The following is a 12,154-nucleotide window of genomic DNA, read 5'->3' on the forward strand; positions in this document are numbered from 1 at the left end:
GAATGATATGAAAATTCACTGACAGTAATGAATGGCGGAACAAAGGGACGAGCACGCCTGCCAGGTGCACCATGCTGCGTCACAAAAAGGGTAAAAAAAGCACAAAAAGTGATGATCCAGTCATTAGCGAGATCCATATGCCCGTGGGGACCAACCAATGGAGAATGACCAGATGAAATGGATTCAACGTTGTGCCGCACTTGCAATGATATTGGGTCTGACTGCGTGCGGAGGCAGTGACAATGACAGCAGTCCGCCCAATGCGGCCATCAGGATCAGCCACCTCGCCCCCGATGCCCCCAGGGTGAATGTCAATGTCGATGGGGCTGCCTTCCTGACGGCCGTTGATTTTGGCTCGAGCAGCGGGCTCAAGCCGGTGGCGGCTGGCAGCCACGAGGTGGCAGTGGACGGGATTTTGCCGAGCGGTACCGCGACGGTCATCGGGCCGGTCTCCCTCGATCTCAAACCCGACACCCAGTACGACGTGCTGGCTGTGGGTAAACTGACGGGCAGCGGCGATACCGCGTTTGGCCCGCTGGTGATTGAACGGCCGGACCAGATGCCCGCTGGCGGCGAGATCCGGGTGCAGGTCGTGCATGCCGCCCCGAGCGCACCTGCGGTGGATGTTCATGTCACCGCGCCCGGTGCCGCATTGGGCAGTCCGACGCTGTCCGGCATTCCCTTCAAGACCTATAGCGATCCCCTGACTCTGCCGGCCGGGGAGTATCAGGTCAGGCTGACGCTGCCGGGCAGCAGCGATGTGGTGTATGACTCGGGTCCATTGCCTCTCACCGGCGGTGCGGATCTGCTGATTGCGGCGATCGACAACCTGGGGGCGGGGCCAAGCCCGGTCAAGCTGCTTGCCATCGACAGCGCTGGTGCAACCCCTCTCCTGTCTGTGGATGAGCAGGCCCAGCTGAGGGTGGTCCATGGGGTTGCTGACGCCCCGGCCGTGGATATCCGGGTCAATGGTGCCGCGCCGACCGCCGCCCCGTTGCAAGGGCTGGCGTTCAAGGGAAATACCGGATATCTGGATCTGGCGGCGGCGGATTATGATTTTGTGGTCACGCCGACGGGCGCCACGACCCCTGAAGTGATCAATGCCAGCGACGTGCCGCTCAAGGCGGGCACCCGCTACTCCCTGTTTGCCGTCGGCCAGTTGCTGGATCCCGCTGGCGAAACCATTGAGCCCTTGCTGCTGACGGACACGGGCCGCGCGGTGGCGACAGAGGCGCAGCTTCGCGTGCTGCATGCGGCACCCACGGCTCCGGCAGTGGACGTTTATCTGACGACGGGGTCAGACATCAGCGCCAGCACCCCCGTGCTCAAGGCTGTGCCCTTCAAGGGGGACAGCGGGTATCTTGCGGTTGCCGCCGGAGACTATTTTGTCACCGTCACCGCCTCGGGTGACAAGAGCCCGGTCATTGGCCCCCTGCCGGTCACCTTGTCGACCAGCCAGGTATTCACTGCGGCGGCCTTGTCTGACAGCGTCGGGGGCGTCGATCCCGAGTTGCTGATCCTGGAAGACATCAGCAGCAGTCAATAACCCCCTCTCTCATCAAGAGCAGGGGTGACTGGACCCGGACTGCACTGTCAGTCCGGGTCTTTTTATGGCCTGCCGCTGGCAGAGGGGATCCTGGCAGTCCGGGGGTGACCAGAAAGAATCGGCCCGGCATAGAGCCGTCAGGCCCGGCTTGTGGTATGACTCGGGGCGTCACCAAACAGAACCTGTCGGAGGAAGAGACAATGCTGGCGTTGATCACCACGGCGCACCACACCTGCTACCCCAATCCCATCGCCTTTCGGGCCGGAGAGCGGGTGCGCATCGGCCACGAGGACGACGAGTTCCCGGGCTGGGTGCGCACCTTTACCGCAGACGGCAACGAGGGGTGGGCGCCCCTGTCCATGCTGACCCCGATCAGCGCCGAGGAGGCGCAGGCGCGCCAGGACTATACCGCCCGGGAGCTGGATGTGGCGGCGGGGGAGCGGGTACGGGTGGATCGGGAGCTGGCAGGCTGGCTCTGGGTTCACAACGAAGCGGGGGGCTCAGGCTGGATCCCGGCCAGCTGCATCGCCTCGCCCTCATAAGGTGGCAGCGGCTCGGAGAAGGAGTAGAGCGGAGAGAGAAACCCGGCCAGCGACATGGTGTGCGGCCGGGTGAATTGTAAAGAGTAGGGTGACGGAAAACGGGATCAGCCTAGTCTAATCAACTCGATGGGGGCGTAGCGCTCCTGGCTGTTCGTCAGCAGCACGCACTTCTCATGTTCCGCCTCATAGGGGGTCAGGTTGTCGGTGTGCGCCTCCTTGAGGGTGTCGACCGCGCCGGTGGCGGCAATCATCACCCGTTGGCCCAGGGTCAGCACATTGCGGTTTCGATCGTAGATCTTCATGGCATTCTCCTTGTGGGATGGGTGCCCCGGCCCGTGCCGGGGCAACGGGCTCCAGACTACGCCCCTCGAAAAACGAGATGCCTGTCACAGATCAAAAAAAGGGGAAAGAGGGACGCGGTGCGGCGACGGGGTATGGCGCGCTGGTCTCGCTGCCCGCCGGTGATCGCCACTGCCTGTCGCAGGGCACGGAGGACGCCCTCGCTTTTCATCCCCTCGGGCTCGAACTGCAAGGGGGATGCGCTATAGTGGAGCCGCTCGTTTTACTGCCTTCAACCAACCGAGAGTGCATTATGAATCGTGATATCGCAGCCCAGTTCATCAAGATGCTGACCAACCTGGACCAGTGTCTGGCCAAGGCCGAGGCCCACGCCGAGGCAAAGAAATTCAACGTGGAGAACTTCTTCAATGAGCGCCTCATCGTCGACATGCTGCCCCTGAGCAAGCAGGTGCTGATCTGCTGTGACAGCGCCCGCGCCGTGGTGGCCACCGCCAGCCTGAGCGAGCCGCCGGTGCTGGGGGATGATCCCAAGACCATGGCGGATCTGCGCGCCCACGTGGCCAAGACCATTGCCTACCTGCAAGGCAAGCTGGAGGCGGATTTCAGCCAGTATGCGAGCGGCCACTACTACCCCTACTGGGCCGGTGGCAAGGGGATGGACGGCCATAGCTGCGTCCACGAGTACGGCATCCCGAACTTCTACTTCCACCTCACCATGACCTATGCCCTGCTGCGCCAGGCCGGGGTGGATCTGGGCAAGCGGGATTACCTGGGCGGTCTGAACCTGCAATAAGCCGTGCTTCAGCGACGACAAAGCCTGCCCCCTGGCAGGCTTTGTCGTTTTCGGCCCGGCTCAGCGCCCCAGGTTGTCGGCCAGTTGTTTGGCGCGACTTGCGGCCCACTGATCGATCATTTTCTCCATCTCCTCGGCGGTGATGGGGGAATCCTTGTGGGTGGTGTCCGGGCTCTCGCGAGCGTCCATCACCCGCACCAGCAGCTTGCCGCTCTGGGCGTCGAGCAACTGGGCCATGCTGCCCACCCTGAGCAGATAGGGCTCCTTGCCTATTACCTCGCGGGTGACGTTGATGGCGATCTTGGCGGGCAGCAGATCCCGCAGCTTGGGGTCGGGGCGGGTCAGGTCGAAGTTGGTGATGGCCGCCTGCACCCGCATCACGCCGGGACCGGGTTCGGTAGCCATCTTGACGCCCTGGCTCATCAGCTCCCGCTGGAAGGTGGCGTGGTAGTAGCGGCCTATCTCGTTCTGCTCGTTGGCAGTCAGCAGATACCACTGGCCATTCTCCTGGCGGATGAATTGCAAGGGGTCGAGCAGCACCTGATGGTACTGGTGCAGATCCACGCCGGGCTCCTTGTAGATGCGCTGGTTGGGGTTGCTCTCGCTTTGCTGGAAGGCGGTGAGCGGGATCGCCTGCAGGCTGTGGGTGACCTGGTTCTTCACGGCGCACCCGCCCAGCAGGGCGGCGGCCATGGTCATCATCAAGACTCGTTTCATGGGGGCTCCTGGCGGTGGATGGTCGCTGCAAGAACGCAGCCCGCCCTGCCCACAGAGATACCTGATCAGGCCCCTCTCTCACAAGGGGTATCTATGCGGGGGCCACCGGGGGAGCCCCCGTGTCAGGTCACTCGGCGGGGATCTCGGGCTCCACCAGGGTGGCGAGCTGCATCAGGGACTCCTGCCAGCCGAGGTAGCACATCTCCACCGGGATGACCGCCGGAATACCCGCCTGTTCGATGGCGAGATCGGTGCCGCACAGCACCTGGGTGAGGGTGATGGTGACCTGCATCTCCCCCGGCAGGTTGGGGTCGTCGAAGCGGTCGGTGTAGCGGATGCGCTTGCCCGGCTCCAGCGCGAGATACTCGCCGCCGAAGGCGTGGGTGTGGCCGCTGGCGAAGTGGGTGAACGACATCCTGAACTGGCCGCCGACCCGGGCCTCCAGTGCTGCCACCTTGCAGGTGAAGCCATGGGGGGGCAGCCATTTGGCCAGGGCGTCCGGCTCGATAAAGGCCTGGTATACCCGCTGTGGCGGGGCCTTGAGTACGCGATGCAGGGTGACTGTGTTCATGGGGGACTCCTCTTGGTGGCAACAGGGACGGGTCGCAGCAAGGATAGCCGTCATCCCCGTGGCCTGCGGGGGTGCGTCGCCTCCTTTCGCCTGCAGAGAGGATTTTTCGTTTTCTCTTCAAGGAGTTGATCAAGATAGAGGTTATTGTCACCGTTCGCTCATATAATCGCCGCCATGCAAGCGACTCGGAAGGATTCGATGACAAAGCTGATGGCGGCCCTGCTGGGGCTGTTTTACGCCAGCCTGATCTGGGCGGCGCCCGTCCCCTTCGTGACGGCCCCCGGCCCCCATGCCACGCAGGGGAGGCTGGAGCCCCTGCTCTCCTGGTTCTCGGGGGAGTTTTCCAGCCAGGAGCAGGCCACCTTCGATGCCCGCTTCACCAGCGCCGAGCTGCGGCTGGTGGAGATCTGGCCCGGGGAAGGCCCCTTTCGCTGGGTCTATGCGGAGCAGTTTCTGACCGAGCGGGCGCAGCGACCGTTTCGCCAGCGCATCTACCGCTTCTCCTCCCTGCCCGATGGCCGCATCCTGATGGCCGAACTGACCATGCCGAGGGCCACGGATTTTGCCGGCGCCTGGCGTCGGCCCGAGCTGCTTGACTCCCTCACCCCCCAGCAACTCTCCCTGCGCGAAGGGTGCGAGATCTGGCTGACCCGCCAGCCGGGCGGGGAGTACAAGGGACAGACCCGGGTCGGGCATTGCGCCACCGATTTTGGCGGTGCCACCACCCTGGTGCAGTACCTCTGGATCGGCCCGGACAGCGTCCGGTTGCTGGACAGGGCCTATGACAACGGCGCCCATCAGCGCTGGGGCAGCCCGGGGGAGGGTTACGTCTACCTGCGCAAGGGGATGCGGCGCGGGGAGTAGTCGCGCCGTCCGTCAAGGCCCCTCCCTGCTTGCCGCCATAAAGGACGTGCCGGTCAGGCCGCCGGCCAGTGCCCTTGCAGACCCACCAGGATGGAGAGGCTGACCGCGCCAAACAGCAGGCCCGTCATCAGGTTGAGCGGGCGCTGGATGCGGCCGAGCAGGTGCTGGGCGCGGGGGGTGGAGAGGCTCCAGGCCAGGGCGCTGAACCAGACGAGGGAGAGCAGGAACAGCTCCAGGATCAGCAGTCCCCGGGTCAGGCCATCCACCTGGGGCGTCACCATGGCGGCCAGCAGTCCCATGAAGAACAGCATCGCCTTGGGGTTGAGCAGATTGGTGGCCAGCCCGCTCTTCACCCCCTTGCGCCAGCCCGGCCGCTCGCCTCCGGCGCGCAGCGCCAGATCCCCGCTTCCCTGCCAGGCCGCCTTCAGCGCCCCCCAGCCCAGCCAGCCCAGATAGAGGGCACCCACCAGTTTCACGGCGAGAAAGAGCCAGGGCTGGCTTGCGATCAGCAGGCTGATGCCGGTGAGACTGAGGGTGGCGTGGAGCAGGATGGCAAGGGCGATGCCAAGGGCCGCCCCGAGGGCGGTGGGCCTGTGCAGGCTGGTGCGCAGGATGAGTGCGAAATCCGGGCCCGGGCTCGCCAGGGCGACGAGGTGGACGAGACCCAGGGTCAGAAACAGGCTGGTGAACATAAAAGACCTCCGACAGCGGTATGGAGGTGACAGCATGGGGCAGGACGGGGGACGGGAGATTGTAAAAGATTGCAGCAGCGACGATTCAGGCGGGCAGCATCTGCTGGCGATACTCCGCCGGGGTGAGCCCGAAGGCCTGACGAAAACCGTGGTGGAAGTGGCTCTGATCGAAGAAGCCCACCGCCAGTGCCACCTCGCTCACCGGCAGACCGCTGCCGAGCAGGCGCTTGCCCTGTTCGAGGCGCAGCCGCTTGAGCCAGGCATAGGGGGTCATGCCGGTCTTCTTCTTGAACTGACGGAGGAAGGCGAAGCGATCCAGCCCGAACAGGGCGGCCAGATCCTCCAGGGTGTGTCGCTCGTCCAGCCGGGCCAGCAGATGGTCGCGCAGGAACCTGAGCTGGGGATCCGCCAGGGCGTGGCGCTCGGGGGCGAGCCGGAACAGTTCGCCCAGCAGGGCCAGCAACTGGCTCTCCGCCAGCAGGCCGTCGGGGGAAGGGCCGTCCAGGTGCATGTGCAGGCGGGCAAAGCCCTGATAGAGGTCGGGGCGGCTCTGCAATCCCTGGTGGAAAAAGGGCTCGGGGTGCTCCGGCAGCCAGCGGGCCAGCTGCTCGGGGGCGATGGAGAAGACCCGCACTTCGTACCCTTCCGGCAGCAGGCTGAGGCCGTCGTGCATCTCGTCCGGGTTGACGGTGGAGAGTTCGCCGCGCACCAGGTTGTGGCTGTTCCCCTTGTGGATGAACTTCTGGCCGCCCCGCTGCACCAGACCGATGTGATAGTCCAGATGCACGTGGCGGCCATAGCTGAACTCCCTGTGGTGGGAGTGGGAGAGTTCAACCCCCGGCAGCAGCCGGGATTGCCAGTAGTGGATGCGGGATTGGGGTGCGTTCATCCCCTATTGATACCCCGAAAGCGGCCCCTTGGCTTGTAGATTATTGCGCCGGCGCCTCAGCCGGCCTCCTGGCGCCGCTTGCCGCTGCGCAGGCCATCCAGGCTGAACAGCACCAGGGCGCTCCAGATGCAGCCAAAGGTGATCATCTTGTCCAGCGCCAGCGCCTCGCCATACAGGGTCACCGCCAGGATGAACATCAGGCTGGGGCCTATGTACTGGAAGAAGCCCAGGGTGGAGAGCTTGAGCCGGGTGGCCGCCGCGGTGAAGCAGAGCAGGGGGGCCGTGGTGACGGCGCCCGCGGCGATGAGCAGCAGGTTCAGGTGCCAGTCATTCTGGGTGAGGTGGCTGGTGGGGCTGTCGGCGATGCCCCACAGATAGAAGGCGGCCGGCGGCAGCATGATCAGGGTCTCGATGAGCAGGCCGGTGAGGGCGTCCAGGGCCAGTTTCTTGCGAATGAGGCCGTAGATGGCGAAGCTCGAGGCCAGCACCAGGGCTATCCAGGGCAGGGAGCCGAAGGCGATGAGCTGGACGGCGACACCGACAAAGGCGAGCCCCACCGCCCACCACTGCAGGCGGCGCAGCTTCTCGCTCAGAAACACCATGCCGAGCAGCACGTTGAACAGGGGGTTGATGTAGTAGCCCAGGCTCGCATCCAGCATGTGGCCGTTGTTGATGGCCCAGATGAACAGCAGCCAGTTGCCGCCGACGGTGACGGAGGTGAAGGCCAGGGTGAGCAGCACCTTGGGCTGGCGCAGCACCGCCTGCACCTTGTGCCACTGGCGTCCGAGCAGCACCAGCACCATCAGCAGGGCGCAGGACCAGATCATGCGGTGGGTCAGGATCTCGGCGGCCGGCACGGCGGAGAGGGACTTGAAGTAGATGGGTGCCAGGCCCCAAAGGGTGTAGGCGCCGAGGGCATAGAGGACGCCCTGGCGCTGGATCTGTTGTTGCATGCGGATAACCTTCACTGGAGTGCGGATGTCGGGAAACATCGCAAAAAGTCAGTGTAGCGATCCTTTTGCAGGGAAAGAAGACAATAAATGGGTCTGACGGGATTTTAACAGCAGGAGCGACTTCAGCGACCGCCCCCGCGGCGGATCTTCTCCACGTCCATCAGCAGCCACAGCATGAGGGCGATGGCGGAGATCCAGGGGCCCCAGGTGACATAGGCTTCCCCCTGACCCAGCACGAAGAACAACAGCGGCAATCCCACCACCAGAAACAGTACACTTCCCAGAAAAAACAGCATTTTTATCTTTAAATTTAATGGCTTGCTATTTGACGATTATATCGATTGAGCGAGGGGATAAAAGAGTAAAAATGAGAAAGGGGGATTTCTCCCCCTGTTTTGTTGATAAGCGTCATTTATGACGTTATTCGAGCTGGATCCAGGTGCTTTTCAGCTCGGTGTACTTCTCCAGGGCGTGCAGGGACTTGTCGCGCCCGTTGCCGGACTGCTTGAAACCGCCAAACGGCATGGTCATGTCGCCGCCATCCCAGTTGTTGACGAAGACGGTGCCGGCGCGCAGGGCGCGCGACCCTTTCACCGCCTGGTTGAGATCCGCCGTCCAGATCGCCGCGGCCAGGCCGTAGTCGGTGTCGTTGCCAAGGGCGATGGCCTCTTCCAGGGTGTCGAAGCCGGTCACCGCCAGCACGGGGCCGAAGATCTCCTCGCGGAAGATGCGCATCGTCGGGGTCACGTCGTCAAAGATGGTGGGTTCGATGTAGTAGCCGCCCTCCTCGGGCTGGGTACGCTTGCCTCCCAGCAGCAGCTTGGCGCCCTCCTGCTGGCCGATGGCGATATAGTTTAGCACCTGCTCCATCTGGATGTGGTCCACCATGGCGCCGATGCGGGTGGTGGGGTCGAGCGGGTTGGCCGAGATCCACTCGCGGGCGTGGGCCAGCAGCCGCTCCATGAACTGGGGCTTGATGCTGTTTTGCACCAGCAGGCGGGAGGCGGCGGTGCACACTTCTCCCTGGTTGTAGAAGATGGCTCCGACGGCGCTTCTGGCGGCGGCGTCCAGATCCGGCGCATCCGCCAGCACGATGTTGGGGCTCTTGCCGCCGCACTCCATGAAGGCGCGCTTGAGGTTGGACTTGCCGGAGCACTGCACCAGATGCTTGCCGATCTTGGTGGAGCCGGTGAAGGTGATGCAGTCGACGTCCATGTGCATGGCCAGCGCCTCGCCCACGGTGTGACCAAAGCCCGGCAGCACGTTGAAGACGCCGTCGGGGATGCCCGCCTCCTTCGCCAGACCCGCGATGCGCAGGGCGGTGAGGGGGGATTTCTCGGAGGGTTTGAGGATCACCGAGTTGCCGGTGGCGAGCGCCGGGCCCAGCTTCCAGCAGGCCATCACCAGGGGGAAGTTCCAGGGCACGATGGCAGCCACGACACCGAGGGGCTCGCGGGTCACCAGTGCCAGGGCGGACTCTTCCACCGGGGCGACCTGATCGTAGATCTTGTCTATCGCCTCGGCGTTCCAGGCGATGCAGTTCGCGGCGGCGGGGGCGTCATACCCCATGGCGTCGCCGATGGGCTTGCCCATATCCAGGGACTCCAGCAGTGCCAGCTCCACCAGGTTCAGGCGCATCAGCTCGGCGAAGCGCTGCATGATGAGCTTGCGCTGCTTGGGAGAGAGGCCGCACCAGCGCTTGTCGTCGAAGGCGGCACGGGCCGCCTTGACCGCCAGCTCGGCATCGGCGGCGTCGCAGGAGGCGACCCTGGTCAGCAGTTGGCCGTTGGCCGGATTGATGCAATCGAAGGTGGCGCCGTTGACGGCATCCCGGTAGGTGCCGTCGATAAAGGCTTGCGAGGGCAGGGTCAGATGGGCGGCCTTGTGTTGCCACTGGGCCAGGGTCAGGTCACTCATGTTCACTCCTTGAACCGGCAGAAAGTCAGTCTCCGCGTATCAATATGCTAAACATCCCGCCGCTTGTAAATCCATCTTGTAACAATTCATTAAACACTGACCCCGAACAACCCGGGCCAACGGCGGAGCAAACCGGGCGCCCTGGCTTGTGGTGTCGGGGGCCGCGCGGCGGGGCTGGAGCCCTTGTCGCTGGCCTGATCCCCGGGTCGGGCAGGGGTGGATCCCGGCGGGCTGTTCCGGGAGAAGGCCCGTCAGAAGCTGGCGGGCGTGTTGGCCGAGATCAGCACGCACTCCTGATCCCCCACGTTGCGAAAACGGTGGGGAGTGCGGCTGTCGAAGTAGTAGCCATCCCCCGGTGCCAGCAGGTGAACCTGCTCGCCTACCGTGACTTCTACCTGACCCCGGATGACGATGCCGCACTCTTCCCCTTCGTGACTCAGCATGTCGTCACCGGTGTCGGCGCCCGGGGGCAGTATCTCCTGCATCATGCCGATGGCGCGGTTGGCGCGGCTGTGACCCACCAGACGGTAGCTGATGGGGTGGGTGCCGAGATCCGGCATGTCGTCCGCACGGAAGATCACCTCGGAATCCATCTCCGTCTCGTCGGTGAAGAAGCTGGCCAATGACATGGGGATGCCTTCCAGCACCTTGCGCAGGGAAGCCACCGAGGGGCTCACCTGATTTTTCTCGATCTGGGAGATAAAGCCGTTGGTCACACCGGAGCGTTTTGCCAGCTCGCGCTGGGAGAGGGCCGCCTTGGTGCGAACCGCCTTGAGGCGGTGACCGATATCCATCGATAGACACTCCTTGACTGTTTACTATTATTAAAATTGTGTTAAATATCTTATACCACCCCTGAGGGGTGACACCAAGCCGGGCGATAAAAGCCCTTTTTTATGGATTTAGGTGTTTAATTTAATAGGCATGAGCCGGGTGTTACTAAACGCCTTAAGGATGAGGTGACCATGAAACCTGTCAGCGACATCAATACCCCCGACATGTCCGCATTCTGGATGCCGTTCACCGCCAACCAGCAATTCAAGGCGGCGCCGCGCATCCTGAAGTCGGCAGAGGGGATGTATTATCACTCAGAGGATGGCCGCAAGATACTGGATGGCACTGCCGGACTCTGGTGTTGCAACGCAGGCCATGGTCGGCGCGAGATCGCCGAGGCGGTCTCCCAGCAGATCTCCCACCTCGATTTTGCCCCCACCTTCCAGATGGGCCACCCCCTGCCGTTCGAGCTGGCCAACCGGCTGGTGGAGATCGCCCCCAAGGGATTCGGTCACGTCTTTTATACCAACTCCGGATCGGAGTCCGTGGACACCGCGCTCAAGATTGCGCTGGCCTGGCAGCGGGCTCGCGGCCAGGGGACCCGTACCCGGCTCATCGGCCGCGAGCGCGGCTACCACGGGGTGGGTTTTGGCGGCATCTCGGTGGGGGGCATTCCCGGCAACCGCAAGTGGTTCGGCTCCCTGCTGACCGGGGTGGATCATCTGCCCCACACCCTCAACATAGGGAAAAATGCGTTCACCAAGGGATTGCCAGCAGAAGACCTCACCCTGGCCGATGAACTGGAGAAGATTGTCTTCCTGCACGACGCCAGCAACATCGCGGCGGTCATCGTCGAGCCCATCGCCGGCAGCACCGGGGTCATCATGCCCCCCAAGGGCTATCTCAAGCGGCTGCGGGAGATCTGTACCAAACACGGCATCCTGCTGATTTTTGACGAGGTGATCACCGGTTTCGGCCGCCTCGGCTCCCCCTTCGCCGCCCAGGAGTTCGACGTCATCCCCGACATGATCACCTGCGCCAAGGGGCTCACCAACGGCGCCATCCCCATGGGGGCCGTGCTGGTGCAAAACCATATCTATGACGACATGATGGCGGCGGGCAGGGGGGCCATCGAGCTGTTCCACGGCTACACCTACTCCGGCCACCCGGTGGCGGCGGCGGCGGGTCTGGCCACCCTCGAGATCTACCGGAGCGAAAATCTGCTGACCCGGGCAGCCGAGCTGGCGGGCTACTGGGAGGAGGCGGCCCATTCTCTCAAGGGCTGCAAGCACGTGAAAGACGTGCGCAACTACGGCCTGGTGGCGGGCATCGAGCTCGAATCCATACCCGATGCGCCGGGCAAGCGGGCCTACGAGGTGTTCGTGCGCTGTTTCGAGAAGGGGGCGCTGATCCGGGTGACCGGCGACATCATCGCCCTGTCGCCTCCCCTCATCATCGAGCGCAGCCAGATCGACGATCTCTTCACCCTGCTGCAGGACGCCCTGCAGGCCCAGGACTGACCCCACATCACACAGGATGGCGCTCGTCCCGGGCGTCATCCCCCTGTGCTGCCCCGGCGCGGCGAGGGGAGAACGG

The 12,154-nt window shown here is 63.8% G+C and carries 14 protein-coding genes; 5 read left to right on the forward strand and 9 right to left on the reverse strand.

The window, feature by feature from the left end; all coding sequences use genetic code 11:
- Positions 1–172 precede the first annotated feature (172 nt).
- Complete coding sequence (locus BGO64_RS06855) at positions 173–1,546, forward strand: DUF4397 domain-containing protein (protein ID WP_214005861.1); 1,374 nt, start codon at positions 173–175, stop codon at positions 1,544–1,546.
- Between the two features lie 200 nt (positions 1,547–1,746).
- Positions 1,747–2,088, forward strand: coding sequence for an SH3 domain-containing protein (locus BGO64_RS06860; protein WP_286700384.1), 342 nt, complete (start codon positions 1,747–1,749; stop codon positions 2,086–2,088).
- Positions 2,089–2,192: 104 nt separating this feature from the next.
- Here BGO64_RS06860 and ydfZ read toward each other — a convergent pair whose 3' ends face one another.
- Positions 2,193–2,390, reverse strand: coding sequence for a putative selenium delivery protein YdfZ (gene ydfZ, locus BGO64_RS06865; RefSeq protein WP_010672483.1), 198 nt, complete (start codon positions 2,388–2,390; stop codon positions 2,193–2,195).
- A 290-nt stretch (positions 2,391–2,680) separates the two neighbouring features.
- Here ydfZ and BGO64_RS06870 point away from each other — a divergent pair, with 290 nt between their 5' ends.
- Positions 2,681–3,181, forward strand: a complete 501-nt coding sequence (locus BGO64_RS06870; RefSeq protein ID WP_286700385.1) for a DUF1993 domain-containing protein — start codon at positions 2,681–2,683, stop codon at positions 3,179–3,181.
- Between the two features lie 60 nt (positions 3,182–3,241).
- Here BGO64_RS06870 and BGO64_RS06875 read toward each other — a convergent pair whose 3' ends face one another.
- Positions 3,242–3,898, reverse strand: coding sequence for a DUF3313 domain-containing protein (locus tag BGO64_RS06875; protein ID WP_286700386.1), 657 nt, complete (start codon positions 3,896–3,898; stop codon positions 3,242–3,244).
- A 127-nt stretch (positions 3,899–4,025) separates the two neighbouring features.
- On the reverse strand, positions 4,026–4,469 hold the full coding sequence (locus tag BGO64_RS06880) for an SRPBCC family protein (protein ID WP_286700387.1): 444 nt from the start codon (positions 4,467–4,469) through the stop codon (positions 4,026–4,028).
- A gap of 198 nt (positions 4,470–4,667) precedes the next feature.
- Between BGO64_RS06880 and BGO64_RS06885 the strand changes: the two genes are divergently transcribed.
- Positions 4,668–5,333, forward strand: a complete 666-nt coding sequence (locus BGO64_RS06885) for a chromophore lyase CpcT/CpeT (RefSeq protein ID WP_286700388.1) — start codon at positions 4,668–4,670, stop codon at positions 5,331–5,333.
- A gap of 53 nt (positions 5,334–5,386) precedes the next feature.
- Here the strand turns inward: BGO64_RS06885 and BGO64_RS06890 are convergent, their stop codons facing one another.
- From BGO64_RS06890 to BGO64_RS06915, 6 genes are all read right to left on the reverse strand, one after another.
- A complete protein-coding gene (locus BGO64_RS06890) occupies positions 5,387–6,025 on the reverse strand; it encodes a LysE family translocator (RefSeq protein WP_201902111.1) in 639 nt (212 codons plus the stop codon).
- A gap of 85 nt (positions 6,026–6,110) precedes the next feature.
- Positions 6,111–6,914 (reverse strand): AraC family transcriptional regulator, encoded by an 804-nt coding sequence (locus BGO64_RS06895; RefSeq protein WP_049636721.1) that lies wholly within the window; start codon positions 6,912–6,914, stop codon positions 6,111–6,113.
- Positions 6,915–6,970: 56 nt separating this feature from the next.
- Complete coding sequence (rarD, locus tag BGO64_RS06900) at positions 6,971–7,867, reverse strand: EamA family transporter RarD (protein WP_010672490.1); 897 nt, start codon at positions 7,865–7,867, stop codon at positions 6,971–6,973.
- A gap of 122 nt (positions 7,868–7,989) precedes the next feature.
- A complete protein-coding gene (locus tag BGO64_RS06905) occupies positions 7,990–8,163 on the reverse strand; it encodes a hypothetical protein (RefSeq protein ID WP_010672491.1) in 174 nt (57 codons plus the stop codon).
- A gap of 124 nt (positions 8,164–8,287) precedes the next feature.
- Entirely contained in the window at positions 8,288–9,784 is a 1,497-nt protein-coding gene (locus tag BGO64_RS06910) for an aldehyde dehydrogenase (protein WP_039039526.1), read from the reverse strand.
- 251 nt (positions 9,785–10,035) lie between these two features.
- Positions 10,036–10,578 (reverse strand): cupin domain-containing protein, encoded by a 543-nt coding sequence (locus tag BGO64_RS06915; protein WP_010672493.1) that lies wholly within the window; start codon positions 10,576–10,578, stop codon positions 10,036–10,038.
- Positions 10,579–10,749: 171 nt separating this feature from the next.
- Between BGO64_RS06915 and aptA the strand changes: the two genes are divergently transcribed.
- Positions 10,750–12,078 carry an omega-aminotransferase AptA gene (gene aptA, locus BGO64_RS06920; protein WP_286700389.1) on the forward strand — a complete coding sequence of 443 codons (1,329 nt, stop codon included), beginning with the start codon at positions 10,750–10,752 and terminating at the stop codon, positions 12,076–12,078.
- Positions 12,079–12,154: the final 76 nt, after the last annotated feature.

The organism is Aeromonas sp. 62-46, from assembly GCF_001898585.1.
GTDB lineage: Bacteria > Pseudomonadota > Gammaproteobacteria > Enterobacterales > Aeromonadaceae > Aeromonas > Aeromonas caviae.

Coding starts and splice junctions, on each gene's coding strand:
- BGO64_RS06855 (WP_214005861.1), top strand. CDS start 173: ATGAAATGGATTCAACGTTGTGCCGCACTTGCAATGATATTGGGTCTG.
- BGO64_RS06860 (WP_286700384.1), top strand. CDS start 1,747: ATGCTGGCGTTGATCACCACGGCGCACCACACCTGCTACCCCAATCCC.
- ydfZ (WP_010672483.1), bottom strand. CDS start 2,390: ATGAAGATCTACGATCGAAACCGCAATGTGCTGACCCTGGGCCAACGG.
- BGO64_RS06870 (WP_286700385.1), top strand. CDS start 2,681: ATGAATCGTGATATCGCAGCCCAGTTCATCAAGATGCTGACCAACCTG.
- BGO64_RS06875 (WP_286700386.1), bottom strand. CDS start 3,898: ATGAAACGAGTCTTGATGATGACCATGGCCGCCGCCCTGCTGGGCGGG.
- BGO64_RS06880 (WP_286700387.1), bottom strand. CDS start 4,469: ATGAACACAGTCACCCTGCATCGCGTACTCAAGGCCCCGCCACAGCGG.
- BGO64_RS06885 (WP_286700388.1), top strand. CDS start 4,668: ATGACAAAGCTGATGGCGGCCCTGCTGGGGCTGTTTTACGCCAGCCTG.
- BGO64_RS06890 (WP_201902111.1), bottom strand. CDS start 6,025: ATGTTCACCAGCCTGTTTCTGACCCTGGGTCTCGTCCACCTCGTCGCC.
- BGO64_RS06895 (WP_049636721.1), bottom strand. CDS start 6,914: ATGAACGCACCCCAATCCCGCATCCACTACTGGCAATCCCGGCTGCTG.
- rarD (WP_010672490.1), bottom strand. CDS start 7,867: ATGCAACAACAGATCCAGCGCCAGGGCGTCCTCTATGCCCTCGGCGCC.
- BGO64_RS06905 (WP_010672491.1), bottom strand. CDS start 8,163: ATGCTGTTTTTTCTGGGAAGTGTACTGTTTCTGGTGGTGGGATTGCCG.
- BGO64_RS06910 (WP_039039526.1), bottom strand. CDS start 9,784: ATGAGTGACCTGACCCTGGCCCAGTGGCAACACAAGGCCGCCCATCTG.
- BGO64_RS06915 (WP_010672493.1), bottom strand. CDS start 10,578: ATGGATATCGGTCACCGCCTCAAGGCGGTTCGCACCAAGGCGGCCCTC.
- aptA (WP_286700389.1), top strand. CDS start 10,750: ATGAAACCTGTCAGCGACATCAATACCCCCGACATGTCCGCATTCTGG.